This is a genomic window from Microbacterium sp., assembly GCF_031179285.1.
GTDB lineage: Bacteria > Actinomycetota > Actinomycetes > Actinomycetales > Microbacteriaceae > Microbacterium.
This window is the reverse complement of the sequence record NZ_JAPSHY010000022.1, coordinates 20,692-46,706: the sequence shown is the minus strand read 5'-3', so window position 1 is coordinate 46,706 and position 26,015 is coordinate 20,692. Positions and strand designations below refer to the sequence as shown.

25 protein-coding genes are annotated in these 26,015 nt (G+C 67.5%); 17 read left to right on the top strand and 8 right to left on the bottom strand.

Annotation, left to right across the window (positions count from 1 at the left end):
* The coding region (locus tag RIN18_RS13270; RefSeq protein WP_309104454.1) for an NAD(P)H-dependent oxidoreductase at positions 1-388 on the bottom strand (388 nt) is incomplete at its 3' end.
* Positions 389-489: 101 nt separating this feature from the next.
* Here RIN18_RS13270 and RIN18_RS13265 point away from each other — a divergent pair.
* The 3 genes from RIN18_RS13265 to RIN18_RS13255 are packed head-to-tail and all read left to right on the top strand — an operon-like array spanning position 490 to position 2,065.
* Positions 490-1,080, top strand: a complete 591-nt coding sequence (locus RIN18_RS13265; RefSeq protein WP_309104453.1) for a TetR/AcrR family transcriptional regulator — start codon at positions 490-492, stop codon at positions 1,078-1,080.
* The gene (locus RIN18_RS13260; RefSeq protein ID WP_309104452.1) at positions 1,077-1,595 is read left to right on the top strand and encodes a GNAT family N-acetyltransferase; all 519 of its coding nucleotides are present in this window, start codon (positions 1,077-1,079) and stop codon (positions 1,593-1,595) included. Before RIN18_RS13265 ends, RIN18_RS13260 begins: the two co-directional genes overlap by 4 nt.
* Positions 1,596-1,597: 2 nt before the next feature.
* Positions 1,598-2,065 carry a MarR family transcriptional regulator gene (locus RIN18_RS13255; RefSeq protein ID WP_309104455.1) on the top strand — a complete coding sequence of 156 codons (468 nt, stop codon included), beginning with the start codon at positions 1,598-1,600 and terminating at the stop codon, positions 2,063-2,065.
* A 46-nt stretch (positions 2,066-2,111) separates the two neighbouring features.
* Here the strand turns inward: RIN18_RS13255 and RIN18_RS13250 are convergent, their stop codons facing one another.
* Both RIN18_RS13250 and RIN18_RS13245 read right to left on the bottom strand, forming a co-directional pair.
* Positions 2,112-2,693: an NAD(P)H-dependent oxidoreductase gene (locus tag RIN18_RS13250; protein WP_309104451.1), complete on the bottom strand. Its 582-nt coding sequence runs from the start codon at positions 2,691-2,693 to the stop codon at positions 2,112-2,114.
* 113 nt (positions 2,694-2,806) lie between these two features.
* Positions 2,807-3,436 carry a zinc-binding alcohol dehydrogenase gene (locus RIN18_RS13245; RefSeq protein ID WP_309104450.1) on the bottom strand — a complete coding sequence of 210 codons (630 nt, stop codon included), beginning with the start codon at positions 3,434-3,436 and terminating at the stop codon, positions 2,807-2,809.
* A gap of 68 nt (positions 3,437-3,504) precedes the next feature.
* Here RIN18_RS13245 and RIN18_RS13240 point away from each other — a divergent pair, with 68 nt between their 5' ends.
* Complete coding sequence (locus RIN18_RS13240) at positions 3,505-4,218, top strand: phosphatase PAP2 family protein (RefSeq protein WP_309104449.1); 714 nt, start codon at positions 3,505-3,507, stop codon at positions 4,216-4,218.
* Complete coding sequence (locus RIN18_RS13235) at positions 4,215-5,027, top strand: DUF1206 domain-containing protein (RefSeq protein WP_309104448.1); 813 nt, start codon at positions 4,215-4,217, stop codon at positions 5,025-5,027. The genes RIN18_RS13240 and RIN18_RS13235 overlap by 4 nt, the downstream gene beginning before the upstream one ends.
* A 38-nt stretch (positions 5,028-5,065) precedes the next feature.
* On the opposite strand, the gene RIN18_RS13230 is transcribed toward RIN18_RS13235, so the two are convergent.
* On the bottom strand, positions 5,066-5,644 hold the full coding sequence (locus RIN18_RS13230; RefSeq protein ID WP_309104447.1) for a nucleotidyltransferase domain-containing protein: 579 nt from the start codon (positions 5,642-5,644) through the stop codon (positions 5,066-5,068).
* A 205-nt stretch (positions 5,645-5,849) separates the two neighbouring features.
* Between RIN18_RS13230 and RIN18_RS13225 the strand changes: the two genes are divergently transcribed.
* Together RIN18_RS13225 and RIN18_RS13220 are read left to right on the top strand one after the other, a co-directional pair.
* Positions 5,850-6,596 carry an SUMF1/EgtB/PvdO family nonheme iron enzyme gene (locus RIN18_RS13225; protein WP_309104446.1) on the top strand — a complete coding sequence of 249 codons (747 nt, stop codon included), beginning with the start codon at positions 5,850-5,852 and terminating at the stop codon, positions 6,594-6,596.
* Complete coding sequence (locus RIN18_RS13220; RefSeq protein WP_309104445.1) at positions 6,593-7,222, top strand: DsbA family oxidoreductase; 630 nt, start codon at positions 6,593-6,595, stop codon at positions 7,220-7,222. The genes RIN18_RS13225 and RIN18_RS13220 overlap by 4 nt, the downstream gene beginning before the upstream one ends.
* Before the next feature lie 23 nt (positions 7,223-7,245).
* On the opposite strand, the gene RIN18_RS13215 is transcribed toward RIN18_RS13220, so the two are convergent.
* Positions 7,246-7,791, bottom strand: coding sequence for a GNAT family N-acetyltransferase (locus tag RIN18_RS13215; RefSeq protein ID WP_309104444.1), 546 nt, complete (start codon positions 7,789-7,791; stop codon positions 7,246-7,248).
* A 96-nt stretch (positions 7,792-7,887) separates the two neighbouring features.
* Between RIN18_RS13215 and RIN18_RS13210 the strand changes: the two genes are divergently transcribed.
* The 7 genes from RIN18_RS13210 (at position 7,888) to RIN18_RS13180 (ending at position 12,938) form a co-directional block, all read left to right on the top strand.
* Positions 7,888-8,487 (top strand): hypothetical protein, encoded by a 600-nt coding sequence (locus RIN18_RS13210; protein WP_309104443.1) that lies wholly within the window; start codon positions 7,888-7,890, stop codon positions 8,485-8,487.
* Positions 8,484-9,107: a helix-turn-helix domain-containing protein gene (locus tag RIN18_RS13205; RefSeq protein ID WP_309104442.1), complete on the top strand. Its 624-nt coding sequence runs from the start codon at positions 8,484-8,486 to the stop codon at positions 9,105-9,107. Before RIN18_RS13210 ends, RIN18_RS13205 begins: the two co-directional genes overlap by 4 nt.
* Before the next feature lie 63 nt (positions 9,108-9,170).
* Entirely contained in the window at positions 9,171-9,578 is a 408-nt protein-coding gene (locus tag RIN18_RS13200; RefSeq protein WP_309104441.1) for a RidA family protein, read from the top strand.
* 74 nt (positions 9,579-9,652) lie between these two features.
* Positions 9,653-11,056, top strand: coding sequence for a PLP-dependent aminotransferase family protein (locus RIN18_RS13195; RefSeq protein WP_309104440.1), 1,404 nt, complete (start codon positions 9,653-9,655; stop codon positions 11,054-11,056).
* A gap of 34 nt (positions 11,057-11,090) precedes the next feature.
* On the top strand, positions 11,091-11,657 hold the full coding sequence (locus RIN18_RS13190) for an AAA family ATPase (RefSeq protein WP_309104439.1): 567 nt from the start codon (positions 11,091-11,093) through the stop codon (positions 11,655-11,657).
* Positions 11,658-11,695: 38 nt separating this feature from the next.
* Positions 11,696-12,499 (top strand): alpha/beta hydrolase, encoded by an 804-nt coding sequence (locus tag RIN18_RS13185; RefSeq protein WP_309104438.1) that lies wholly within the window; start codon positions 11,696-11,698, stop codon positions 12,497-12,499.
* A 1-nt stretch (position 12,500) separates the two neighbouring features.
* Entirely contained in the window at positions 12,501-12,938 is a 438-nt protein-coding gene (locus RIN18_RS13180; RefSeq protein WP_309104437.1) for a transcriptional regulator, read from the top strand.
* 16 nt (positions 12,939-12,954) lie between these two features.
* Here RIN18_RS13180 and RIN18_RS13175 read toward each other — a convergent pair whose 3' ends face one another.
* On the bottom strand, positions 12,955-13,794 hold the full coding sequence (locus RIN18_RS13175) for an aminotransferase class IV (protein WP_309104436.1): 840 nt from the start codon (positions 13,792-13,794) through the stop codon (positions 12,955-12,957).
* 29 nt (positions 13,795-13,823) lie between these two features.
* Here RIN18_RS13175 and RIN18_RS13170 point away from each other — a divergent pair, with 29 nt between their 5' ends.
* Complete coding sequence (locus RIN18_RS13170) at positions 13,824-15,029, top strand: alpha/beta fold hydrolase (RefSeq protein ID WP_309104435.1); 1,206 nt, start codon at positions 13,824-13,826, stop codon at positions 15,027-15,029.
* Positions 15,030-15,107: 78 nt separating this feature from the next.
* Here the strand turns inward: RIN18_RS13170 and RIN18_RS13165 are convergent, their stop codons facing one another.
* Positions 15,108-16,406 carry a cation:proton antiporter gene (locus RIN18_RS13165; protein ID WP_309104434.1) on the bottom strand — a complete coding sequence of 433 codons (1,299 nt, stop codon included), beginning with the start codon at positions 16,404-16,406 and terminating at the stop codon, positions 15,108-15,110.
* A 444-nt stretch (positions 16,407-16,850) separates the two neighbouring features.
* Between RIN18_RS13165 and RIN18_RS13160 the strand changes: the two genes are divergently transcribed.
* Positions 16,851-23,036, top strand: coding sequence for a hypothetical protein (locus RIN18_RS13160; protein ID WP_309104433.1), 6,186 nt, complete (start codon positions 16,851-16,853; stop codon positions 23,034-23,036).
* Positions 23,037-23,516: 480 nt separating this feature from the next.
* Here RIN18_RS13160 and RIN18_RS13155 read toward each other — a convergent pair whose 3' ends face one another.
* A complete protein-coding gene (locus RIN18_RS13155; RefSeq protein ID WP_309104432.1) occupies positions 23,517-24,242 on the bottom strand; it encodes a GntR family transcriptional regulator in 726 nt (241 codons plus the stop codon).
* 130 nt (positions 24,243-24,372) lie between these two features.
* Between RIN18_RS13155 and RIN18_RS13150 the strand changes: the two genes are divergently transcribed.
* The gene (locus RIN18_RS13150; protein WP_309104431.1) at positions 24,373-25,971 is read left to right on the top strand and encodes an ABC transporter substrate-binding protein; all 1,599 of its coding nucleotides are present in this window, start codon (positions 24,373-24,375) and stop codon (positions 25,969-25,971) included.
* The last annotated feature ends 44 nt before the right edge of the window (positions 25,972-26,015 follow it).

Here is a 26,015-nt window from a genome sequence, read left to right as displayed (position 1 = left end):
CAGGATCGACGCCGCCGTAGGCGAAGCCGTTGGTGAACACCCGGTCGAACCAGCCCTTGAGGATCGCCGGTGCGCCGTACCACCAGAGCGGGAACTGGAACACGAGCAGCTCTGCCGCCTCGAGCTTGCGCTGCTCGCGTTGCACGTCGTCGGGAACCAGTCCGCTCTCGTGGACCTCGCCCAGCAGCTCGACGATGTTCCCGGAGCGCCCGTCGAGGTCTCGCTCCGCGAGCAGGGGGTCGAACCGCTGCGCGTACAGATCGGAGGTCTCGACACGGTAGCCCGACGAGAGGGCTTCCACCCCGGCGTCGAACAGCTGGCGGTTCAGCGAGCCCGCCTGCGGGTGCGCGAAGATCCAGTGCGCGGCGGGGATGAGGTCGGTGGCCATGATTCTCCTCGGATTCGAGTGCGGTGATCGCGTCGTGGGGATAAGATTGTTACCTACCAACCGTAACTTACAGATAGTAGGTACGGGGCGCAAGGGGCGAGATGACGAAAGCGAAAGAGGGTGCGCGGCCGCGACTGTCGAAGGCCGACCGTCGAGCACAGCTACTGAACGTCGCGCGCGAGATGATCCGCACCGACGGTGCAGACGCGCTGACCCTCGGTGCCCTGGCGGAGCGAGCGGGCATCACCAAGCCCGTCGTCTACGAGCACTTCGGTGATCGCTCCGGCCTCCTCGCCGCGCTCTACCGCCAATTCGACGACCGCCAGCGCGCCTCGCTCGACGCCGCGCTCGCGCGCGCGCGGCCAGACGCCGAAGGGGTCGTCGCCGTCGTCGCCTCCAGCTACCTGGACTGCGCGCGCGCCGAGGGCGTCGAGATGGCGGGGGTGGTCGCGGCGCTCAATGGCACCCCTGTCCTGGCGCGGATGCGGCAGGAGTCGGTGTCCTCCTACGTCGAACGCTGTCGTTCTGCCCTCATCGCCGTCGTCGGCGCCGATCATGTCGAGCCGATCGCGCTGGAGGCCGCCGTCGCCTCCGCCGACGCTCTCGCCGGCGCCGTCCTCGCATCGCGTATCGACGAGAATGCGGCCCAGGACACGCTCACCCGGATCCTCCTCGCGGCGGTGACGCCGTGAGCGAGTATGCCCCCGTACGTGGGGAGGTGACGCTCGCCCCGGTCGATGAACAGCTGCTCGCGCGGTTGGTGGTCGTGGCGACCTCCGACGCGGACGTGTCGGAAGTGACGCCTCCGCTCACGCCGGGCGATGCGTGGACACCGGAGCGCCTGGCCTGGTTCGAGGACTACCACCGTTCCCGCCGCGGAGGGCTCACGAGCGCCGAGGGGGAGGTGACATGGGCTGTCCTGGAGGCGGGCGCACCGGTCGGGTCGGTGAGGCTGAAGCGCACCGAGACGGACGGGATGCTCGAGACGGGGATCTGGCTCGCGCGGTCGGCGCGGGGCCGGGGCATCGGCGGTCAGGCTATGCGTCTCGTGCGCGAGCAAGCCCGCGCTGCGGGTGCCCGCGGCATCCGGGCAGACACGACGGTGACGAACAGTGCGGCGCAGGCGCTCATGCGCGCGAGTGGATTCAGGCTTTCGCCTGAGGCCCCCGACGGGCGCGTGCACGGCATCCTCGCGGAGCGCTCGTGAGCATGGACATCCGGCTCGCCAACGACGCGTGGGAGACCCTCTTCCGGGCGCAGGCCACGCTCGCGCGCGAATTCCAGCGGCGCGGATGCTGGGAGGACATGCTTCCCCGCGAGTACGACGTGCTCTACACCCTGAGCAAGGTGTCCGATGGCCTGCGGATCACCGAGCTCGGTGAGGACGCGCTGCTGTCGGACGCCGGGATCTCGCGCCTGATCGCCCGACTCCACGGTCGGGGCCTCGTCGCGCGTCAGGAGGATCCGTCCGACGCGAGAGCATCGCGGATCGTGCTCACCCCGGCGGGCGCGGAGGCCCAGCGACGAGCCGGCCGAGTGCTCGCGAGGCGAGTCGCCGAGGCGATGACGCGAGCGCTGGACGACGACCAGCTTCGCGTGCTCCGGGAACTGAGCGGGGCGCTGCTGGCATCGGCCGAAGAGGAACACCGCGCATCTCGGCCAGACCACAAGCGCTGAGCGATGAGGGGTGCCGTTCACGACGGACCGGCACCCCTCGTGCGCGTCAGGCCGCGGCCTCGACCTCGCCGCTCTCGCGCACCTCGCTGAGTGCGTCGGACCACGCCTCGACCTGATCGAAGAGCGCGGCGACGGACGCCTCGTGGTACGCCGCCGGCTGGAAGGTGCTCATGTTCTCGAAGTCCGTCATCAGGTTGAAGGTCGCAGCGGCCGTCACCGTCGCCACCTGCAGCTGCGAGAACACCAGACGAAGGTGCTCGATCGCGCGGACACCGCCGTAGACGCCGTATCCGACGAACCCGGCTGCCTTGTTGTACCACTCGCTGCCCACGAAATCGATGGCGTTCTTGAGCGCGCCGGACGTGGAGTGGTTGTACTCGGGAGTCACCAGGATGAACCCGTCGAAGCTCGCGATGGTCTCGGCCCACTTCTTGGTGTGCGCCTGCGTGTACTGGCCCATCGCAGCGGGAAGCGCCTCGTCGAGGTGGGGGAGCTGGAAGTCCGCCAGATCCACGAGTTCGTAGTCCGCGGTGCCGCGCTGCTGAGCCTTCGCGTGGATCCATCGGGCGACGGCTTCGCCGACGCGTCCGGGGCGGGTGCTGCCGATGATGATGCCGATTCGGGCCATGGCTGTTCGTCTGCCTTTCGAGAGTGGAGCGGGGTGCCGTTCGCACCCCACCGCACCTCCAACATGTTTGCGCATGCAAGTATTCCGGCAGGCATGGTTTGTTTGAGACGAGCTCAGCGGTAGTCGAGAACCACCTGCAGTGCTGCCTCCGGGGACTGATCCAGCATCTCGAAAGCCGCCGGGGCATCTTCTGCCGGCAGGGTATGCGTGATCAGCGAACGCAGGTCCAGTCGCCGTTCGTTGGCGAGCTCGAGGGCCGTCGTCGACATGCGCAACTCGTCCCATCGATGCTGGAGCGCCGGCGCGACGCCCGAGATCTGGGAGCCGATGACCGCCACGCGATTGTGGTGGAACTCCTCGCCCAGCCGCACCGGAGTCGCCGGCCCCTGGAAGAAGCCGCCGACCACGACGCGCGAGCTGTAGGCGGCGGTTCGCACCGCCTCCTGCAGCGCGTGATAGCTGCCGCTCATCTCGATCACGACATCCGCTCCCAGGTTCGACGTCAACGCGCGCACGCGCTCGGCCACCTCGTCGGCTGCCGGGTCGAGCGTGAGCGAGGCGCCGAGGCGCTCTGCCAGCTTGCGCCTCGCCGGGACCAGGTCGACCGAGATCACGCGTGCTCCGTTGAGGCGGGCCAGCTGTGTACTCGGCCAAGGCGGTGAACGCGGCGGTCGCGCGATAGCCCGACCGCCGCATCGGATCGGATCGCCGTGCGGCTGTCGTGAGTATGCTGGTCGCAGCATCGTGCGGCCGACCACGCCCGGGTCGCCAGCGGCGGAACGTCGCCAGCACGGACGGCGGAGGATGCACCATGCCGCAGAACGACCGGGATGACCATGTGAGCTCCATCGGGATCTCGACTCCCAGAGCGCGCTCCGTGGCGCTCGTGATCGGAGTCGCCGCCGTGGCGGCGTTCATCGCCCTCCGCAGCTTCGTGGCAGCAGGCGGCCACGAGCCCCTCGCGCTCGACATCTGGTGGCACGACCTGATGCTCTCATCGGTCAGCGACGTCGGGCTCGTCATCGCCTGGGTGCCGGCGGTCGTCGGTGGCACCGTCGGCATGATCATCGTCGGCGCTGCGGTCGTCTCGCTTCTGCTGTGGCGGGGCAGACGTCGGGATGCCGTGACTTTCGCGGTCGCGCTGATCGCCGTCGTCGCCGTCGGCGCGACGATGGCCGCGGTGATCGGCCGTACGCGTCCCTCGGACTCACTCGCTGAGCGGATGGCGACGTCCTTCCCCTCGGGGCACACGGCCGTGGCGACGACGATGGCGGTCATCCTCGGGCTCCTGATACGTCGCTGGTACGTGTGGGCACTGGGCGTCACCTGGGCCATCACGATGATGTGGAGCCGCACGTACCTGCAGGCCCATTGGCTGAGTGACGTGGTTGCGGGCATGCTGGAGGGCATCGCCGTCGCCGCACTCGTCTGGATCGCTGCCGAAGCCTGGCGAGACCGTCACGCGGTTCTCGCTGTCCCCGACTCGCCCCTCGAGTCAACCGACGAAGAATCGACGAACCCATGAATGGCGACACATCAGCCTCTTCCACGGCAAGGGCCGCGCAGAACACCGCTGTCTTCCGGGTTCTCGCTCGAGTCGGATACGCCGTCCTCGGCGTCTTGCACATCCTGATCGGGCTCATCGCGATCTCGATCGCGACAGGCGTAGGCGCAAGCGACGCCGATCAGGGCGGCGCACTCCAGCAGATCCAGAGGGCGCCGGCGGGGACCGTGCTCCTGTGGATCATCGTGCTCGGCCTCGTGGCCTTGGCCGTCTGGCAGGTCGCCGAGGCGCTGATCGAGCGTCATCCCGACACGAAGAAGAAGTGGGGTCGTCGGTCCGAGTTCATCGGCACCGCCGTGGCCTACGTCGCGATCGCCGGCACCGCCCTGACCTATGCGCTGGGCGGTCAGTCCCCGTCCGATCAGTCTTCGCAGACGTTCAGTTCGAGACTGCTATCGGCCCCGGCCGGCGTGGCGCTCCTCGTGCTCGTCGGTCTCGTCATCGCCGCGGTCGGTATCGCGTTCGTCATCCGCGGCATCACCCGAGCCTTCACGAAGCATCTCGACCTTCCGTCCGGGGCCGCGCGCACGAGCATCATCGCATTGGGCATCGCCGGGTACATCGCGAAAGGCATCGCCGTCGCGGTGACCGGCGCGCTGTTCGTCGCGGCTGCGCTCACCCATGACCCGGAGAAGGCGGGGGCACTCGACGCCGCCCTTCGCGCTCTGGCCGAACTCCCTTTCGGGGCCGTGATCCTGTGGACCGTGGGCGCCGGGCTGGCTCTGTACGGCCTGTACTGCTTCGCTCGCGCGCGCTACGCGCGGATGTGACGTCGGTCAGGCGCCGAGCTTCCGGCTCGACGTGCGGCTCAGGTCAGCCGCGTCAGCCACGGGTGCCCGGGAATCGTCTGGGTCAGCCCATCCGCCAGCCACCGCCTCCGACGCTCGTCGAGGAGCGGAAGGGCCGCGGCGAAGTCCGCATCGTCATTCGCCCGCAGGCCTTTCGCCTTGTAGAGCAGCTGGATCTCCGGCTGCAGGTAGCGGATGCCGTCGCGTTCCCAGAGTGCCGACGCCATCGGCATCCGGATCGACGGGTCCCGCTTGTAGTGCCATTCGTCGGGCGTTCCGGGGCCCAGCAGAATGTCGCATTCCCATGGTGCGTCGGCGTCGGCGCCGGCGCGCAGCCAGACCTGCTCACCGTCCTCGGGAAGGACGTCGTCGGCATCCGCGCGGATGCGGTCGTCGGAACGCAGTCGCTTCACCCCGCCCGATGACGGTGCCCAGACATCGAGCGTGTCGCGGAAGTGTGCGCGAAGGAGCGGCAGATCCGACCGCAGGATGCCGAGGTCGATGTCTTCGTGTGGACGCGGGCGCCCGCTGAACGCCTCGAGCGCCCATCCGCCGGCAATCCACCACACTCCGGGATACCCGTCGAAGAGGGCGCGCATGTGTCGCGGCTCGCGCCTAGCCCATGTGCCTCCGTGCGGGAGGAAGTCGGCAGCGCTCACCTCGACACCTTAGCTGGGAACCGGTCCAGTCCACCCGCTCGGTCTTGACCTCAAGTTCGCTCGAGGTCATAGCGTGAAACGCGTGCCGCCGGTTCGGGCGGCACGGCTCACGCGCGCTCCGCCGAGCGCCACGAAAGGCGAACCGATGACCCAGACGTCGACCATCGAATGGATCGCGATTCCCGCCGGGATGCTGCATCGAGGCACCCCGGAGGATGAGCTCGACGCGGTGGCGGCACGGTATGCCGACACCGGTGTTCCCCGTTCCTGGTTCGAGAAGGAGGCGCCGCGCAGCCTCGTTCACGTCGCTGCATTCCGTATCGCCCGCACCCCCGTGACCGTGGCCCAATGGGCGCGGTTCGCAGACGAGACGGGGCGACCGCGACCGGAGGGCGCGTCCGATCACCCGATCTACGGCGTGACGTGGGCAGAGGCGCAGGCCTACTGCGAGTGGATCAGTGCCGACGCAGGGCTCGCCGTTCGGCTGCCGACCGAGAACGAGTGGGAGCGCGCAGCGCGCGGCGATGACGCGCGGGAGTTCCCCTGGGGTGACGATTATCGAGCGGGGCTGGCGAATCTCATCGACCTCGGGGTCGGCGCGACCACTCCCGTCGGCTCGTTCCCCGCCGGTGCGAGCCCGTTCGGGGTGCTCGACATGGCGGGCAACGTCGATGAATGGACGTCCACCCGGTACGCGCCGTACCCGGGTGCCCCCTCCGACGTCCCGGAAGTCGAAAGCTGGGCCTTCGACCCGCACATCACCCGCGGCGGGGCATTCCGACACGATCGCGACCTCGCCCGCTGTGCCCGCCGGCACAGCGTCTACGAAGCCGACCTGCGCGCTGTCGGCGTCGGGTTCCGCCTGGCGACCGATGGTGAGGAGCAGCCGTGATCGACGTGGAGGTCTTCTTCGATGTCCTGTGCCCGTGGTGCTACATCGGCAAGCGCCGCCTCGCGACCGCTCTGGCGTCACCCGCGCTGAAGGAAGCCGCGATCCGGTGGCGAAGTCTCGAACTCGACCCCGACGGCGACCGCATCCCAGGGCCGACCGCCGCCGAGGTCATCGGTCAGTACCAGCCCACACCCGCTCACGCCGAGGCGCGTGTCCGGCAGATCCGGGAGATCGGTGCCGGCGAGGGCCTAGAACTGAACCTTCATCTGGCGCGACCGGTCAACTCGCTGGATGCCCACCGGCTGATCAAGCTCGCGACCGCCCAAGGCCTCACCGATGCGGCCGTCGAGCGGCTGTTCAGCGCCTACCATCGGGATGCGTTGATCATCGCCGACCCCGAAGTGCTCATCAAGCTCGGCGGCGAGATCGGCCTGGACCCCCGTCGGGTGCGGGAGATGCTCGACGGTGAGGAATTCATCGGTGAGGTGCGCGCGGACGAGCAATCGGCGCGGGAACGCCACATTCACGGCGTGCCCACGATCGTCGTCGGTGGGGCGACGCCCATCTCCGCTGTTCAGGACCCGAGGATCCTCGCGTCGTACATCGAGCGGGCCGCGCGAATGTGACGGCCAGGCGCCTGCCCGGGCTCTCAATCCGTGAGACGTCGGCCCATGACCTGCACCGCGCGCTCCTCGGTGAACTGCACCGCCGGATCGACGACCGTCCACCCCAGTCCGGTGTACAGCCGCTGGGCCGCTGACGCGTCCTGGTAGCAGCCGAGAAGAGCCGTGGCGTACGGCAGATCACGCAGGACGGCATCCATCAGATCCTCAGCCATTCCTCGTCGTCGGTGGGATGCCGCGACAGCGAGCTCCGCAACGCAGAAGCACTCGGCGTCGAGCCACGCCTGCCGGGCGGCAGGCGCGAGCTCCTCCGACGCGCGGTCCCACCACCAGTCCCCGGGCCCGATGCCGGTGCCCAGCGCCAGGCCGACCACCCGGTCACCTTCCGACGCGAGCAGCAGCCGGAACTCCGGCTTCTCCGCGGCGTACCGCTTCACGCGCGACGGAAAGCCCGCGAGACTGGTCGCGCGCTCCTCGTCGTACGGCGGCTCGGCGAAGACATCCGCGTAGAGTTCGGCTGCCTGTGTCAACTGGTCATCCGTCCCGTCCCAGGAGGTGATCGCGAAGCTCATGCGAACAGCCTGGCAGACCGGACCTCCGGTTCCGTCGCTTACGTCGAGGCGATGGAAGTCGCCGACCGACCGGCCGGTCTGTTACGATCTCTCTTCATGAGCGCGACCGTCCGGATTCCCAAGGCCCTCCATGAGATTCTCGGCCGCGAGCAGTCACTGCTCGAGATCGGGCTCGTCGTGCTCGCAGCTCTCGGGTTCGGAGCAGCCCTGTCGGTGAGCGCCGCCGATGAGCTCGCCGGAGTTCCGGCATGGCGGGCAGCGCTGGCCGTGCTCCTGATCGCCGATATCGCCGCGGGCTGCATCGCGAACTTCACCCGCGGCACCGACAGGCACTACGCCGAGAACCCGAGAAGCCGGTGGGTGTTCATCGCCGTCCACTGGCACCTCGTCGCGATCGCGGTGCTGCTCGATCTGCCGGTCTTCCCGGCCCTGGTCGTCACGGCCTATGCGCTCACCGCCGCCAGCATCGTCAATCTCCTGCACGGCAGACACCTCCAGATCGCGGTCGGCGCATCGACGATGGTCACCGGGGTCGTGGGCATCATTTTCTGGATGCCGCAGAGCACACCGCCGTTCCTCGTGGCGACGTCGGCCCTCTTCGTCGTGAAGGTGGTCTTCGCGTTCGCGGTCACGCACCACGGCGTCGACGATCGCGCTCCTGAGGCGGCGTCGCCGTCGACGCGGGTGCACGCATGACGGCCGCGGACGGCTTGACGGGCCGCGAGCGGATCGTTCAGCAGTCGTTCCTGCTCTTCCTCGCGCAGGGATACGACGCCACGACCATGTCGCAGATCGTCGCGGCTTCCGGAATGTCGAAGGGCGCGGTCTACCACCACTTCGCGAGCAAGGAGGAGCTCTTCCACGCTGCCATCGACCGGTACTTCGTCGACCTCGCGCGCTCCGGGGCGTCGTCGGAAGAGGTGCCTCTCGGGTTCGGCGAAGCGGTGCGGCGTGCGGCATCCGCGATGACGGACGGCTTCGCGCACGTCGCCTCTCTCGGTGCCGACCTCACCGCCTACTACCGATTCATCTTCCACGCCATCGACAAGCGCCGCTCCGAGGTGGCGGCGGTGCTCGCCGAGCGCCTCGCCCTCCTCACCGCGGCGGCCGAGCGCGATGGCGCAGCACGTGACACCGCGGGCACATCAGCGACCGCACCCGCGCCCAACGACCTCGCCCGGATGGCGATGGCGACCATCGAGGGCGCGGCGCTGCTCGCCGCGGTGGAAGACCCGGAACGCGTCCGCGAGGCCGTCGACGAGGCGGTCGACCGGTTCGTCGCGCTCGTCGGCGGGGATCGCCCGAATACGATGTGACTGTCAGTGTATTGGTGCCTGATCGCACGCCTCCGCCCGCGTTCAGTCCGGAAAGGAACACCCATGTCCAAGACCGTCACCCTGATCCGCTCCGAGGCGCTGTCCGACGTCGCCGAGTACTCGTATGCCGCGACCGCTCCGGTGGATGCGCGATTGATCTTTCTCGCCGGCTCATGTCCGCTCAACGCGGATGGCTCGACATTCGGGATCGGCGATTATGCAGCGCAGGCCGCAAAATGCATCGAGAACATGCGCATCGCCCTCGGCGAGGCCGGAGCGAGCATCGAAGATGTCATCAGCACCCGAGTGCTCGTCGCATCGGACCGGCAGGATGACCTCGTGACCGCCTGGGGTGTGGTGAGAGACGCTTTCGGTGACCACGCGGTTCCCAGCACGCTGCTCGGGGTCACCGTGCTGGGCTACGACAACCAGCTCGTCGAGGTCGAGGCGGTCGCCGCCGTCCGGGACTGACCGCTTGGCACTGGTTCACTCTGAGTCGGGAAGTGGCCCGCGATGAGCGTGCCAGTTGATGGCAAGCTGGGCGTATGGCATCACGTCTTGTGGATCAGTTCGGGGCGCAGAACGCCGCGGGAGCGACTGCGTCGGCTCTTGCCGCCGGCATCCGTGCGCTGATTCTGGACGGCCGCCTCACGGTCGGCGAGCGCCTGCCGAGTGAACGCGCCCTCGCAGCAGAGCTGCGTCGGTCGCGGTCGACCGCGACGCGGGTGTACAGCCTGCTCGAACGCGACGGGTATGTGACGCGCCTCCACGGTGGCAGCACGCGGGTGTCGCTACCGCACACGGACCGCGGCGAGGAGTCGTCAGAGGACGACGACGCGATCGACCTCTCGATCGCGTCGATGAACTCCACGCCCGGTCTGTATGACGCGACCGTGCGATCGCTGCCGCGCCTTGCATCACTGCGCGGGAGCAGCGGCTACTCCGTGCAGGGTGTGCCAGAGCTTCGCGAAGCGATCGCGCAGCGTTTCACGCAAAGAGGCGTCGACACCAGCGCCGACGAGATCATCGTCACCTCGGGCGCGCTCGCCGCCGTGAGCCTCGTCCTCGCGACGATCGGCAGGCGCGGGCACCGGGCCGTCGTCGAACAGCCCACATTCCCCCACGCGCTCGACGCGCTGCGACGTCACGACTACCGGATGCTGCCCACGCCGGTCGACACGGACGGCTGGGATGTCCGGCATCTCACAGAACTGCTCCTTCAGCGTCGGCCGGAGATCGCATACCTGATCCCCGACTTCCACAATCCCACCGGCGCGACGCTGCGAGATGAGGAGCGTTCCCGACTGGCCGCCACCGCCCGGAGCGTCGGAACCCGGCTCATCGCCGATGAGACCACCATCGATCTCGACATCGACCGCGGATGGACCCCACGCCCCGTCGCGGCTTTCGACCCCGGCGTCATCACCGTCGGATCGTTGTCGAAGATCGCTTGGGGTGGTCTTCGGGTCGGATGGATTCGAGCGGACCGCTCACTCATCGCTCGCCTTCTCGCGGTGCGCCCGTCCTTCGAGTTGGGCACCGCGCTGCTCGAGCAGTGCATCGCCATCGAACTGCTGGCCGAGATGCCCGCGTTGCTGACGCATGCGCGCTCGCGCCTTCGTGCCGGGCGAGCGGCCGTCGCTGCGGGCCTGGCACAGATCCCGGGTCTTCGGATGCCGCACGTCGACGGGGGCCTTTCGGTGTGGGCGGATCTCGGCGCACCCGTGTCGACCGGCCTCTCCCTCGCCGCCCGTGAGCGTGGTCTGATCCTCCCGCCCGGTCCTCGTTTCTCCACCGGCGGAGTCCTGGAGCGCCGGTTGCGGATTCCCATCACATACGAGCCAGAGCGGACGGCGGAGGCGATGGAGAGGCTACGCGTGGCCTGGAACGACGTGCACGCGGGTCGATCCCCGCGATCGGATGAGTCGCAGCATCCGGTCGTCGTCTGATCCCCGACGAGGAAAACCGATGGAGAGTGAAACGGTGCACGCACCTCTTCTGATTCTGCTCAACGGTGCGCCCGCGTCGGGCAAGTCCACCACGGCCCAGCGCTGGGCGGCCGCTCGACCCCTCGCTCTCGCTCTCGACGTCGACGTCATCCGCTCGATGCTCGGCGACTGGGCGAGCGCGCCCGCCGAGGCGGGCCTCGCAGCGCGAAGACTCGCCGTGCAGATGGCGCGATCCCACCTTCGCGAGGGGAGGGATGTGATCGTGCCGCAGTTCGTGGGCGCTCCGGGCCTCGCTTTCATCGAGGAACTCGCGTCGCTCTCCGCAGAGGTGGGCGCCGTCTTCGTCGAGGCTGCGCTCTCGCTCCCGGCGGATGCCGCCGCTCGCCGGTTCGATGAGCGTGCCCGAGCGGCGGAAGCGACCGGCACCGGGCGGCTTCTTCATGGGGCGCTCGACGATCCGATGAGGCGACTGCTCAAGAAGCACGAGGACTTCATCCAATCGAGACCCGGCATCATCGTCGTGCCGAGCGCGGACGGTGATCCAGCTGAGACTGCGCATCGTCTGAGTAGGGCGATCGATAGGTTGGTCCGCGACGCGTGAGCTATATTCAGAGAATGGTGAATTTAGATCGTCGCCTCTTGCAACCGCATGCGGAGATCGCCTTCGCAGACTCAGGTGGCAGCGGGCGGGCCGTCGTTCTCACCCACGGCGCCGGCGTCGACCACACGATGTTCGACGCGCAGGTCGCGGCCCTCGAGCAGCGGGGATTCCGCGTGGTCGTGTGGGACATGCGGGGACACGGGCAATCGTCGCTCGCGCAGGGCGCCCGGTTCACCGCATCGGAGGCGCTGGCAGATCTCGATGCGCTGCTCGAGGCGAGCGAGGTGGATGTTCCGGTGCTCGTCGGGCATTCCCTCGGCGGCAACCTCTCGCAGGCCTTCGCGCAGGAGCATCCGGAACGTGTGGGAGGGCTGATCGTGCTCGACTCAACCTGGAACGCCGGTCCGCTGTCGTCTGCGGAGCGTCTTGCGCTCCGCCTCGCGGCGCCCGCGCTGGGTTTGATCCCCGCGCGCAGGCTTCCCGGCCTCATGGCGAACGCTTCTGCGGTGACTCCAGGGGCGATCTCGCGAACCGAAGAGCTGTTCTTTCGCATGCCCAAGTCCCGATTCCTGGACGTGTGGCGGGCGACCGTGTCGTTCGTCGCCCCCGAACCCGCGCACCGTTCCGCCGTGCCGCTCGCCCTCGTGCGCGGCGCCGAGGACGGCACGGGGAACATCGCCGCCGCCATGCCCCGGTGGGCTGCGGTCGAGGGCGTGACGGAGTACGTCATCCCGGGCGCCGGGCACATGGTCACGTGGGACGCTCCGGAAGAGACGTCGCGGATTCTCATCGAGATCCTCGAAGAGTGGGGGAACACACCGCAGCGACAGGAGGGTCCCTGAGATGACTCCGGATCAGCACCGGTTCATCAACGCCATGGGTGACACGCTCGTGACGTGGAACCTTCCCCGGTCGACCGGCAGGGTCTACGGCTACCTCTTGCTGAGACGAGACGCCTCGACATCGGACGAGCTGCGTGCGGAGCTCGCGCTCAGTTCCGGGGCGGTGAGCACGGCGATCCGGGAACTGGCCTCGTGGGGATTGGCGCGCACGATCCCCCAACCCGGAAGCCGGCGCCTGCTCGTCGAGGCCGCCGGTGGCTTCGAGCAGCTTCTCGCGGCCAGTCACGAGCGAGCCCGGGTCTTCATCCGCACGCTGCTGGCGGCGTCGGATCTCACCGAATCCGGGCAGGCGTCGGCGCGCTTGCGTGACGTGACCGAGCTGTTCAGCTCCTACGTCGACGCCGGCGAGCGGGTGATCCGCGAACGCGCACGACCGTGAGCGGCCGGCTCCCGCCTCAGATCCGGTCGTACGGCTCGCGCTCGTAGGCGTCGTGCAGAAGCCTGGCGAAATCGCCGCCGTCGTTCAGGTGACGCGCGCCGATCCGGCTGATCGGGATACCGGGGGTCGACGAACTCACAACCGCGCCGGAGAGCCGCGGGCTCACCTGATTGCGGTGCACCGGTTTCGTCCGCTGCTCGACGCCGAGCGCTGGGAGCTGCCGGTTGAGGATCTGCATCGTGACGCCCGGGTGAGCGTCGGCCTGCGGCCATGTCACCGCAGCGCCGTCCCAGAACGCGAGGTTGCCAGTGGTCGTCTCGCTCACGCGCCCCACGTCGTCCTGGAACACAGCATCATCGAATCCGCGTTCTCTCGCCCGACGCCGGAAGAGGGTGTTGGACACCTCGCCGGCGGCCACGTGGCCGGTCAGATGGCGAAGATGATGGATCGGTGCGAGCGAGAGAGGTCCGGTCTGGGGCGCGAGAGGATCGCCGACTCGGATGAGCACATCGAGGTCGCTCTGCTGCGGGGTGATGGATCCCGCGACTCGAGAACTGATGGCGACGGTGGCATGAACGTCGGCGGCTGCGCCTCGAAGCGCCGTGCGGAGGTGTTGTCGAATCTCTTCGTCGTCGACGTGCTGGCCGAAGAGTTCGTCGCTCGCGTGCCTCAGGTGCGCGAGATGCAGATCGATGCCTCGCACCGCGCGGTCTCGAACCTGCATGCTGCTCGAGCAGCCGACGCCGGCGAGCGCGATCTCGAGGAGGTCGCGTGCCTCGGGCGTCTTCCCGTTGAGAAGCGCCAGTGAGGTCGGTGCCGTGACGGCAGCAGGAGTGGATGCGGGGCGAAGCGGCATCTCCTCATCGTGGACGGGAGGCGCCGCCGGTGGGCAGGACCACTCGGGCAGAAGTGGCCTGCTCGAGTCACGACCGTTGGCACGAGACCGGGATGTCGGCGGCGGCACATATCTTCGTGACCATGACCGAGATCCGGCCGTTCGCCGTCCATGTTTCCGACGCTGTCATCGATGATCTGCGTGCACGTCTCGGGCGGGCCAGGCTCTTGGAGGATTCGCCGCGCCGCATGCCTTCCGGCATGAGTGCCGCCTGGCTACGGGAGCTGGTGGGTGCATGGGCGGGGTGGGATTGGAGGGAACGGGAGAAGTGGCTGGCATCCTTCCCCCAGTTCATCGCGGGCGTGGATGGAACCGACATCCATTTCGCGCACCTGGGGGCAGCGAATCCGGATGCCCCGGTCCTGCTGATCATGCACGGATGGCCCCACACGTTCGCGATGCAACTCGATCTGGCGCGCAATCTCCCCGACTTCCACGTCGTGGTGGCGAGCCTGCCCGGGTTCGCGTTCTCGCAGCCGTACTCCGACGGCCCGGTGACCGAACGGCGCCTCGCCGTCACGATGCACCGTCTCATGACCGTCGTGCTGGGCTACGAGAGATACATCGCCTACGGAGAGGACCTCTCTGCGAATGTGAGCGATCTGATTGCGGCGCTGTACCCGGATGCGGTCGCCGGCATCGTGGCGACACATGCTCACATGGGGACCTCAGACGAGCGCGACGCGCTCGACAGCGCAGAGGTGCGGGCATTCTCCGCCCGGCTCGACGCGGAGCAGGGGCCGAACGGTGCATACGGCCACGTGCAGTGGGCGCGACCGGACACACTGGCCGCAGCTCTCAATGATTCGCCGGTCGGACTACTGGCGTGGATCGCGGAGAAGTACGCGGAGTGGGCGGACGCGCCGACGAACGAGCCCGCCGAGGTCGAGAAGGTCATCTCCCGCGATCGAATCCTCACGGACGCGACCATCTATTGGGTCACGCAGAGCATCGCCACGTCTTTCCGTCCCTACTACGAGGGCGACGACGATGAAGCGGAGTCCGTGACGATCGACGTGCCCGCGGCGATCTACGTGCAGCGCCACGAGCACGACTATCCCGAGGTGCTCGGGCGCCGGTTCTATACGGATCTTCGTGTCTTTGAACGCCTCGAACGGGGTGGGCACTTCACCGCGGCGGAGGCGCCTGCGGCGTTGGCCGAACGCATCCGCTCGTTCAGTGCTCTGATCCGCTGACCAGTTGGCCATGGCAGAACATCTGCATATCCGATTCCTGACTCGCTTCGCGGGCACTGATCAGAAGAAGTCGCGCCATCAGACCGGGGTGTCCACCTCGGCGCCGCCGTCCCCGCGATCCGTCGCGCGTCGGCGCCGTGCGCGGTCGAGGGCCACCATCGACGGGGTCGCTGCGACACCGTGGATCAGCACGGAACCGAGGATGACCAGGGACACGACGGCCCACAACCGATCGGCACCGGGGAAATCGCCGTGCTGCAGCGCGTAAGCGATGTAGAAGAGCGAGCCCACGCCGCGCACGCCGAAGAACGAGATCACGGCGCGTTCGCGCGGACCGGTCTTTCCCGGCGTCAGGGCGAGCCAGCCCGTGACGGGGCGGATGACGAGGAGCAGCACAGCGGCGAAGAGGTAATCCGCCGGGGTGAGGGATTCGAGCAGTCCCCGCGCGACGGCACCCCCCAGCAGCACCAGAACGACGACGGTCAGCAGACGCTCGATCTGCTCCACGAAGGTGTGCAGCACCGAGTGGAGTCCGTGCGCCTGCTCGCCGGCGCGGATCGTGCAGGCGCAGACGAAGACGGCGATGAACCCGTATCCTTCCGCGACCTCGGCGGCTCCATACGCGAGGAAGGTGGCACCGAGGGCGATGAAGCCGTCCGCGCGGTCGGTGATTCCGAGTCGTTGCGAGATCGCCGAGAAGAACACCCGCCGCAGCAGCCATCCCGTGCCGAGTCCGACCACCACGCCGACTGCCAGCCGCCAGAGCACATCGATCAGTAGCCACTGGCCGAGCCAGCCGCTCGGCGCGAGTCCGACCGTGCTGATGGCGATGGCTGCATACGTAAAGGGGAAGGCGAGGCCGTCGTTGAGGCCCGCTTCTGACGTCACGGCGAAGCGCGCTTCATCATCATCGCCGGATTCGTCTTCGGTGAGCGGTTCGCTGACCTGCACTTCGCTTGCGAGCACGGGGTCGGTGGGGGAGAGGGCTGCGGCGAGGAGGGCGGCGCTCGCGATGCCGAGTCCGAGCGCCCACCAGCCGAGCAGGGCCACCGCGAGGATCGACAGCGGCATCGTGATGGCGAGCAGCCGCCACGTCGTCGACCAGGTCCGCCATTGGAATCTCCGGTTGATGGCGAGCCCGGCGCCCATCAGCGAGACGATGACGCACAGCTCGGTCAGGTGCAGAGCGAACTCCGGATGCTGGATCGGATCCGGATCCGGCAGATCAGGGAACAGCGCGAAGGCCCCGACGCCTGCCGCCACGAACAGTATCGGCATCGAGATCGGCGCGCGGCGGAGCAGGCGAGGTAAGAGTGCCGCCACGAGAGTGGCGATGCTGGCCGCGAAGTAGAGCAGCCCGACGGAGTCCAGTTCCATTTCGCCCTCCTTCCGCGGGAGGCTCGTCCGCTTTCCCGACGGTACTCCTCACGGTCGAGATCGATGAGGTCTTCTCCGGCGCCGATGCGCAGCGTTGTGATCGATTCGTGTTGAGTCGAGGACGACTGGATCTGTCAGTCTCAAGCTCCGTAGTTGGCGTCGCGCGGTTCGGCGGTACGGACGTGGGAGGGGGTGGCCTCTCGTCATGACCCGGCAAAAACATCGCTAGGATCTGGCGTGGGTGCCTGGCGCCAGGCAGTCGAGTCTTTCTGAGGGGGAAGCATGCGCGGTACGGAACGTCATCGAAGCACTCATGGTCTTCGGCGGAAGGGCTTGTCGGGGCTGACGGGCTCTCGCCGTCTCCGTGGCGCCGTCTCCGGTGCTGTCGCTCTTATTCTCGGGACGAGCGCGCTGGTCAGCGCAGCACCCGCTTTCGCCGCCACGGTGTATGAGATCGACGCCGCCTGGGCCGACGGAACGCCGGCCGTCGTCGCTTCTGGTTATGTGGTCTCGTCCGAGTGGCGGGTCAACGTCAACGACGACGCTGCCGCCCCGTCGAACGATCCCGTCAACAACGTCACGTTCACGGCGACCGTCACGAACGGCAGGATCGCCTCGATACCCGACTTGTGTCTCACCTCTGACGTGGACCCCCTTTCGGGGATCTCCACAGACGGGCTCACGCTGACCTGCAACATCGGAACCCAGGACCAGGGAACCGCAGCCGTCGTGGTCGTTCCCGTAACGGTCGATGGTGCCACGAATGACACGATCTCTCTGACGGGCCAGATCGATGGTCAGAACGCCGGAGTGCCGGAGATTCCCATCGTCAACACGTTCGGTATGGACATGCGATGGGGCACGCCCAACGACGCCCGCACGGTCGGCACGGGTTACGTCGATGTTCCGCTTCAGTGGACGCTGTCGACCAACACCGGCTCCGACCCCGGCCCGAACAGGGTGGAGTACCTGCTCAACTTCGCTGCGGGAAACGGATCGACGACGACTGTCGCGCCCGCCGCCTGCTCAGCATTCGATGGGTCAGGTGCGGCTGGTCACCCGTGGTCTACGGGCAATCACAGTGCAGACCAGATGGCACCGTTCGTGCAGTCCTGCACCCTCGTGAAGACCGGAGCGACCACATACACTCTGACTCTCAACGGGATCGACTACTCGCGCACTCAGGTGCCGACACGTGACTCTCGTGGCACTCTCCTCCCGACGTCCCAGCAGGCGGTCGCGAGCGGCCAGGTGGTGTTCCGAATCGCCACCACGACGTCCACCGGAACGAACCTGACCGCCAACGCCCCGACATACGTGTCCCCGTCGGGTCAGACCGCGGTCGACGACGCAGCCAACAACACATCGACGAAGACGATCACGTTCGGTGGCACGTTCGCTTCGATCTGGAACCGTTCCGCCGCGTACATGAATGTGGGTGGCACGAACTGGGACGACAGCATCCGGGTGTCTCCCGGTGCAACGCTCTACCAGCAGGCGAACGCGTCCCTCACCGCGAGTGATCCCGGTGCGACGACCGGCACGTGCAGCGTCATCGACACCCGGTACGCGGAGTATGTCCGCTCTTTCGATGCGCCTGGATGGAACGTCAATCTGACCGGAGCGGTGAGGGAGTGGTACGTCGGCAACAACGCCGCCGTGAATCCGGACCCTGCCAACACCGCATACAACCCGGCGAACTTCAACTGCGGCGTCGCGGACGGGGGGTGGACGACGACGGAGCCGACGAACCTCGCCTCCGTCAAAGCCGTGCGGATCACGCTTCCGATCCCCGCGAACCGGGGCTTGAACTACGGCGTGTTCCTGGAAGGCGTGCTCAAGAACGACGTGCAGGCAGGCCAGGACGTATGGCAGTTCGGCAACAGCATGCGGGACGGAGTGTGGAGCCCGAACATGGCGAACGGTGGTGGAACCCAGTGGCAGCAGACGCCGGATGCCCGCTACCCGGCCACGACGACGTACCGCGACATCCTGCGGGTGATCGTCGCTACACCGGCTGTGGAGAAGACTGTGGACCGCAGTGTTGTGCGGCCGGGCCTCCCCGCCACATACACCCTTACTTACTCAGCGAACGGGACGGGACAGGTTCCTCCGACCGTTGACGGCTTCCGAATCGTCGACACTCTGCCGGTGGGGATGACGTACGTGCCCGGTTCGGCCTCGCCAGAGCCCACCGTCACGACGAACCCGCAGGGGCGACAGGTTCTGACCTGGGTGCTGGATGGCGTGACGACGAACGTCCAGCACCCGTTGACATACCAGTCCGTCGCTGACGACACCGTCGCACCGGGACAGACACTGACGAACTCGGTGACTGCGAACTACAGCGGCGTGACCACGCTTCCTGACACCGCCCAGGTGACCGTGTCGACCTCAGGCACGACGACGATCGGTAAGGCTGCCGACACTCCCTACATTCCGAACCTTGCCGGTGACGGTGTGGGTGAGGGCTCGTGGACGGTCACGCTGAGGTCGTTCGACCCGCTGCCGCAGGCCTTCACCGACACGATCGACATCCTTCCCTTCATCGGCGATGACCGTGGCACCGACTTCGCGGGTTCGTATGAGCTGACAGGCGTGGACGCCGTTGCCGGCGCAACCGTGTACTACACGACGGCGGACCCCGCGACGCTGTCCGACGACCCGGATGCCGACGCCAACGGTGCAGCGGGTGACCCGACGGACAACACTGCCGGATGGACCACGACCTTCACCCCCGACGCGACCGCGGTGCGTGTGATCGGCCCGGAGCTCGCTCCCGGCGCGACGCAGGCGTTCACCGTGAACATCGCCACTGATGGAGTCGAGGGTGAGGATGTGCTCGTGAACCGGGCCCAGGCTCGCACCGAGCACACGGAGTTGGTGATGCGGACGTCTGCGTCCATCGCCGTCGCGAACTACTACTCCGCCTCGCTGAAGAAGTACGTGATGGGCGCCGACGGCGAGTGGCACGACGCGAACTCCGTTGAGGACTACCCGACCTACCGAGTCGGTGACACGGTGCCGTATCGGATCGTGATCGAGAACACCGGCCAGGGAACCCTGACCGACCTCGAGATCACGGACGACCTGTTCCCCGAGGGATCGTTCACGGTCGACGAGCTCGCACCGGGCGCCGAAGCGGAGCACACCTTCGACGTAACCCTCACCGAGGGCGGGCTTGACACGGTGGTCAACACCGCCTGCGCGACGGCCGCGACCCCGGCGGACTCGCAGGTGCCTCCGACGATCAACTGCGACCCGGCCGGCATCGAGGTGGACGGCGACCCGACTCACACCAAGGAGCTGGTCTCGGCCACCGCGATCGGTGGTGGTCAGTGGCAGCTGGTCTACGGCATCGACGTGACCAACACCTCGACGCACCCGACGAGCTACGACATGGCGGACACGCTGCGTTTCACTGATCAGGCGACGATCGTCTCGGCGGAGGTCACCGCCTCGCCGACCGGTGTCACCCTCGCTGATCCTGCGTGGGATGGTCAGGGCGAGACGTTGATCGCGAGCGACGTGCCACTGCTTGGCACCGATGACGCTGGTTACGCCGCGCACCGCTATGAGGTGACGGTCATCGCAGATGTGCCGTTGCAGCTCGAAGGGGCAGGCTCCGGTGCTGATGACCCGACTCAGTGCGGGGCCGAGGGTGACGACGCGGACCGTGCGTTCAACAACACGTCGCAGCTGACCGATCCCGAGGGTGCGACGGAAGATGACCAGGCGTGCGCGGAGATCCCGTCGATCGATATCGCCAAGGGGGTGTCGTCGGGCCCGACCCCGAACGGGGACGGCACGTGGACGGTGACGTACGACATCGTCGCCACCAACACTGGTGCGGCGGCGGGCGTGTACGACGTGCGCGATCAGATGACGGCTGATGGTGACCTCGAGGTCATCTCGGGCGCAGTCACTTCCGCTCCGGACGGTGTCATCACGTCGCCGACGTGGACGGGTCTGGGTGCCGATGGCGCACCCGAGAACGACATCGCCACCGGTGTGACGCTGCCTGCCGGTGGTGTGCACACCTACCAGGTGGAGGTCGTCATCGGTCTCGCCGAGGGTACTGAGGGTGCACCGGTGATCACCGACTGCTCCGCAGATCCCGGTGGTGCAGGCGGTCTGTCGAACTCGGCAGAGATCGAGCACAACGATCTCACTGACGACGCGACCGCGTGCATCACGATCGGCTTCGTCACGGTCGACAAGACCGTCTCCTCCGGACCGACCCCGAACGGGGACGGCACCTGGACGGTCGTGTACGACATCGTCGCCACCCACGTGGGTGCGGCCGATGCGGACTACGACGTGACGGACCGTCTGCACTTCGGTGCGGGCATCGAGATCGTGGATCACGAGGCTCGTTCCCTGAACGGTGTCGTTATCAACCCCGATTGGACCGGTCTGGGTGCCGAGGACTCCGATATGGAGAACCTCATCGCCGAAGGCGTGACTCTGTCTCAGGGCGAGTCGCACACGTACCAGGTCGAGGTTACGGTCCAGATGGACGAGGCCACCATCGACCCGAGCGAGCTTGTGTGTGCCCCTCCGGGGTCGGGTGAGGCCGGCGGTCTGGGTAACTCGACCACGCTGACCAGCAACGGCATCGCCGGTCAAGACGACGTGTGCCCGCCACTTCCGCTGATCTTGCTCAACAAGACGGTTGCCGATGGCAGCCCGATTCCGAACGGCGACGGCACATGGACGGTGTCCTATGACGTGACCGCGACCAACCTCGGTCAGGCGACCGGTGACTACGACATCAGCGACCGGCTCCGTTACGGTGCCGGCATCGAGGTCGAAACCGCATCCGTCGTGAACGGTGACGGCATCGCTACCAATGCTGGCTGGACTGGTCAGGGTGCCGATGGGGCGGCCGAGAACGTCATCGCTTCCGATGTCGCTCTTGATGCCGGTGAGGTGCACACTTACCGGGTAGAGGTCATCGCTTCGATGGACCGCGAGGTCGTCACCCCGGGCGACCTGGTGTGCCCGGCGCCGGGGTCCGGCGACGCGGGCGGGTTCTCGAACACCGCTGGTCTCACGCACAACGGCGAGGACCAGGACGCGGACGCCTGCGTCACACCGCCGCTGATCACGATCGCCAAGTCCCTCTCGGGAGCGGTGACGCCGGTCGACGGGCAGGATGGCGTGTACGACGCGACCTACGAGATCACGGTCACCAACAGTGGTCCCGGCGCCGGGGTTTACAACCTCGACGACGAGCTCGCACCGGGTGAAGGTGTGACCGTGGTCGGTATCCAGGACGCCACCAGTGACGCCCCGGACCCTGTCGCGATCAACGCCGGGTTCGACGGGATCGACGATCTCCGGATCGTCACCGCCCAGCCCATCGCGGGCGCCGCGGACGGTGCACCGGTCGTGCACACCTACACGGTGACCGTGCGGTACGCCGCCGACCTGTCCGGTGTCGAGGTTCCGGCGGGCGACACCTGCCTCGCGGACAACGGCGAGCCGCTTCCGGGCACGCTCAACAACACCGCGACTGTCGGATGGAACGGATTGGAGGGCGAGGATGCCGAGTGCATCGTCCCCGGCAAGCCGACCCTCGACAAGGCGATCGTGTCGGCGAACCCGATCGGAAACGGGCAGTGGGAGGTCGTGTACGACCTGACCGTGGGTAACACCGGCACGGAGGCGACCACGTACGACCTGGATGATGAGTTCTTGTTCGCACCGCAGGTCACCGTGGACACCGTCTCGGTGACCGGACCCGAGGGGGTTTCGATCAACGGCGGGTTCGACGGTGACAGCGACCAGCGCATCGCGACGGATGTCGACATCATCGGCCTCGACGACGACGGGTACACCCCGCACGTTTACCGGGTCACCGTGATCGCGAACGTCCCGCTGACGTTCGACCCCGCAGACGTGGGAGCGGACGGAACGGCATCGCCGGCTTGCACGACGGGCCCCGGTGGCAACTTCATCGAGCAGGGTCTGAACAACGCAGCCACCCTGACCGACGAGAACGGCGGCACGATCGTCGACACCGACTGCGCTGGCCTGCCGTCGACCAAGATCACCAAGACGATGGACGGCGCACCCGTGAAGGGCGCCGGCGATCGTTGGACGGTGAACTACACGATCACCGTGCTCAACGACGGTGCCGTGGCGGGTGACTACACAATGACGGACCAGCTCCGATACGGTGCCGGCATCGAGGTTCTCGACGCACGCATCACCGCCCCCGATGGCGTTACCCCCGCGGCGACGTGGACGGGTCTCGGTGAGACGGGTGCGGACGAGAATGTCGTCGCAGCGGACGTCGCTCTGGCGGCAGGCGCGACCCACACCTACCGGGTCACGGTCGAGACCCGACTCGACACGGCGGGGGCCGACGGCACCACGCTCGCGTGCCCCGCACCAGGGTCCGGTAACCGCGGCGGCTTCGCGAACACGGCAGGTTTCGATCACAATGACCTGACCGCCGACGCGTCCGCCTGCGAGGTCCCCGAGTGGCCGGAGGACGTTCCTCCGCCTCTGGCGGTCACCGGCGGCACGATCGCCATCGGGACCATCGGCGCAGCACTCCTGCTCCTGACGGCCGGAGGAATCCTGCTCTACGCGCGCCGCCGAAACGTCGCCGCAGAGTAGACACCGCTCCTGACGCCGCCCTGCTGCGCACCTGCCCGGTGCGCAGCAGGGCGGTGTCGTCCACCTACCCGAACCGACCCCAGTTCCGCCCGACCGTGTCGCTGCCTGCGCCAGCCGGCCGGCAGCGCCACGGATGCGAGCGTCTCGCCGCCGAGGCCCCGACGTCCAAGCGGCGCGGACTCTCGCCACCGTCATTCAGGGGTCGTCGCAACCGTCGACTGGGGACCATCGAACGAGCGCTCGAGGACGAGTACTCTGCATACGCTCCCCGGTTCAGCGCGGCGCTGGACGGTCGTCACCGCGGTCGAGGCGATTTTCTTCGCGGAGAACGAGATCGAGCAGGGGCGCGAATACGCCATGTCACGGCTGGTGAACGCCAAGAAGATCGACGGCGCCTAGCTGATTTCGGACGTCCGTGAATCGAGCTTGCGGCCGCGCAACGATGCGGACGGCTAATCGCTTCGCGCGGGCGTCGGGGCCCTACCGGCGTCGCGGCGGTTCAGCGCGTGCGAGCACGCGTTGTAGGGGCTCGTAGTGCTCGATCACGGCCTTTCGGTAGCTCTCGACATCGCCGGCGCGGGCGGCCGAGAGCATGTCTCCATGCGCCTTGGCCGTCTTGTGGATGTCGTCGGGCTGAGCGATGCCCAGTTGCGGGAGCACCGCGGTGTGCACGTCCCAGAACGCACCCACGAGTTGGCCGACGAGCCTGTTGTCGAGCGCGCCGAAGAGCCGCGTATGGAAGGCGCGGTCCTCTTCGAGGAAGTACTCACCCCGGGTCGCCTTGTCGACCATCTCGGCGACGAGGTCGTCGAGCTCCGCGTCGACCTTCTCCCGAGCGGCATACACGACCTGCTCGGCCATCGACAGGTCGAGTGCGAGCCGGACATCGACGACCTCGCGCAGAGCCTGCAACGAGCCCTCGGGCGACAGCACGCCACGGAACACCAGTGCTTCGACCATCGGATCCAGCGACATCGCCCCCACGTAGGTGCCGTGCCCGTGCCGGACGTCCACGATGTCGAGGGTGGACAGTGTGCGGATCGCCTCACGGACCGAAGAGCGCGAAACATCGAGCTCCTCGCAGAGCTCGGCCTCGGTAGGGAGCGGGTCCCCCGGGGTGAGACCGCGCGCGAGGATGAGCTGCTTGATCTGATCCGCCGTGGTCGAGCGTCGCATGCGCGATGCCCTACTCGTGGTGGACTTCATGGGGGCTCCCTCTCCGGCCTGACAGAAACGTTCCGATCATCTCACTCTTGTGATCCGGCCTGACCTGTGTTTAGAGTACATCAGACATCAGATGTCCTCAAGATGTCCTGCAACCCACCCTGGAGCACACATGAACCGACACCTCACCCGCCGCCGCGCGGGCCGATTCGCGGTCGCGATCGCCGGCACGGTCGCTGCGTCCATCGCCTTCGCCGGCTGCGGAGGCGGCACCGCGAACACGCCCGCAGAGAACCCCGCATCGAGCGAGATCGACCCGGACGGCATCATCGAAGCCGGCATCTCGTACGCGCTCAGCGGCAGCTTCGACCCGATGGTCGCCTCCGGCGCCGTCACGGTCTCGGCGAACTGGCACGTCTTCGAAGGCCTGATCGATCTCGACCCCGTCACGCAGGAAGCGGCGCCTGCCCTGGCCGCCGACTTCCCCACGAAGATTGACGACACCACCTTCGAGATCGACCTCCGCGAGGGGGCGACGTTCCATAACGGCGACCCGGTGACGTCCGAAGACGTCGTCTTCAGCTATGAGCGCGTCCTCGACCCGGCGAACAATTCGCTGTTCCGCACGTTCGTCAACTTCGTCGACACCGTCAGCGCGGTCGACGAGGACACCGTGCAGATCACCACGGCGTACCCGTTCTCGCTGATCGACAACCGCCTCGGCGTCGTCAAGATCGTTCCGAAGGCCGCCGTCGAGGCGGATCCCGAGGGCTTCGCCGCCAACCCGGTCGGCTCCGGCCCGTACTCGCTCGTCTCGGCCGTTCCGGAGGACAAGCTGGTCTTCGAGCGTTACGAGGACTACAACGGTCCGCGCCCGGCCCTCGCCGCCGGCATGAACTGGAACCTGCTCGCCGATGCGTCCGCTCGCGTCACCGCCATGTCGACCGGCACCGTGCATGCGATCGAGGACGTGCCGTACATCGACGTCGACGCCCTCGCGGCATCGGCCGACGTCGAGAGCGTGCAGTCGTTCGGTCTGCTGTTCATGATGTTCAACACCAAGGCGGCGCCCTTCGACGACGTCCGCGTGCGTCAGGCGATGCACTACGCGCTCGACATGGACAAGATCATCGAGACCGGCCTGCTCGGCAACGCCACGGCCGCGACCTCGTTCCTGCCGGAGACCTACCCGAACTACCACGAGGCCTCGACGGTCTACACCTACGACCCAGACAAGGCGAAGGACCTGCTGGCGGAGGCCGGAGTCTCCGACCTGTCGATCACGTTGCTCACCACCGACACCGGCTGGGTCAAGGAGGTGGCTCCGCTGATCAAGGAGTCGCTCGACGCCATCGGCATCGACACCACGCTGGACATCGGTCAGTCGGCGTCGATGTACGAGAAGGTCGACTCCGGCAACTACACGGTCGCCGTCGCGCCCGGAGACCCGTCGGTGTTCGGTGTCGACCCCGACCTGCTGATGAACTGGTGGTACGGCGAGAACGTCTGGACCCAGACCCGCACCAACTGGGCGGACTCGCCCGAGTACGCGGAGCTTCGGACGCTTCTCGACGGCGCCGTGCAGCAGGAGGGCGACGAGCAGCAGGCCAGCTGGAACGACGCACTCGACCTTATCGCTGACGAGGCCGTTCTCTACCCGCTGTTCCACCGCAAGCTGCCGACCGCATGGAACAGCCAGGAGCTGGTCGGGTTCCAGCCCGTCTCCACCACCGGTCTGTCGTTCCTCGACGTCGGCGTGGCTGCGAAGTAACCCCGGCTGTCCCGGCGGGGCTGCGCACACCCGAAATGCGCACC

Coding starts and splice junctions, on each gene's coding strand:
- RIN18_RS13265 (WP_309104453.1), top strand. CDS start 490: ATGACGAAAGCGAAAGAGGGTGCGCGGCCGCGACTGTCGAAGGCCGAC.
- RIN18_RS13255 (WP_309104455.1), top strand. CDS start 1,598: ATGGACATCCGGCTCGCCAACGACGCGTGGGAGACCCTCTTCCGGGCG.
- RIN18_RS13250 (WP_309104451.1), bottom strand. CDS start 2,693: ATGGCCCGAATCGGCATCATCATCGGCAGCACCCGCCCCGGACGCGTC.
- RIN18_RS13245 (WP_309104450.1), bottom strand. CDS start 3,436: ATGCTGCGACCAGCATACTCACGACAGCCGCACGGCGATCCGATCCGA.
- RIN18_RS13240 (WP_309104449.1), top strand. CDS start 3,505: ATGCCGCAGAACGACCGGGATGACCATGTGAGCTCCATCGGGATCTCG.
- RIN18_RS13235 (WP_309104448.1), top strand. CDS start 4,215: ATGAATGGCGACACATCAGCCTCTTCCACGGCAAGGGCCGCGCAGAAC.
- RIN18_RS13230 (WP_309104447.1), bottom strand. CDS start 5,644: ATGCGCGCCCTCTTCGACGGGTATCCCGGAGTGTGGTGGATTGCCGGC.
- RIN18_RS13225 (WP_309104446.1), top strand. CDS start 5,850: ATGACCCAGACGTCGACCATCGAATGGATCGCGATTCCCGCCGGGATG.
- RIN18_RS13215 (WP_309104444.1), bottom strand. CDS start 7,791: ATGAGCTTCGCGATCACCTCCTGGGACGGGACGGATGACCAGTTGACA.
- RIN18_RS13210 (WP_309104443.1), top strand. CDS start 7,888: ATGAGCGCGACCGTCCGGATTCCCAAGGCCCTCCATGAGATTCTCGGC.
- RIN18_RS13205 (WP_309104442.1), top strand. CDS start 8,484: ATGACGGCCGCGGACGGCTTGACGGGCCGCGAGCGGATCGTTCAGCAG.
- RIN18_RS13200 (WP_309104441.1), top strand. CDS start 9,171: ATGTCCAAGACCGTCACCCTGATCCGCTCCGAGGCGCTGTCCGACGTC.
- RIN18_RS13195 (WP_309104440.1), top strand. CDS start 9,653: ATGGCATCACGTCTTGTGGATCAGTTCGGGGCGCAGAACGCCGCGGGA.
- RIN18_RS13180 (WP_309104437.1), top strand. CDS start 12,501: ATGACTCCGGATCAGCACCGGTTCATCAACGCCATGGGTGACACGCTC.
- RIN18_RS13175 (WP_309104436.1), bottom strand. CDS start 13,794: ATGCCGCTTCGCCCCGCATCCACTCCTGCTGCCGTCACGGCACCGACC.
- RIN18_RS13165 (WP_309104434.1), bottom strand. CDS start 16,406: ATGGAACTGGACTCCGTCGGGCTGCTCTACTTCGCGGCCAGCATCGCC.
- RIN18_RS13155 (WP_309104432.1), bottom strand. CDS start 24,242: ATGAAGTCCACCACGAGTAGGGCATCGCGCATGCGACGCTCGACCACG.
- RIN18_RS13150 (WP_309104431.1), top strand. CDS start 24,373: ATGAACCGACACCTCACCCGCCGCCGCGCGGGCCGATTCGCGGTCGCG.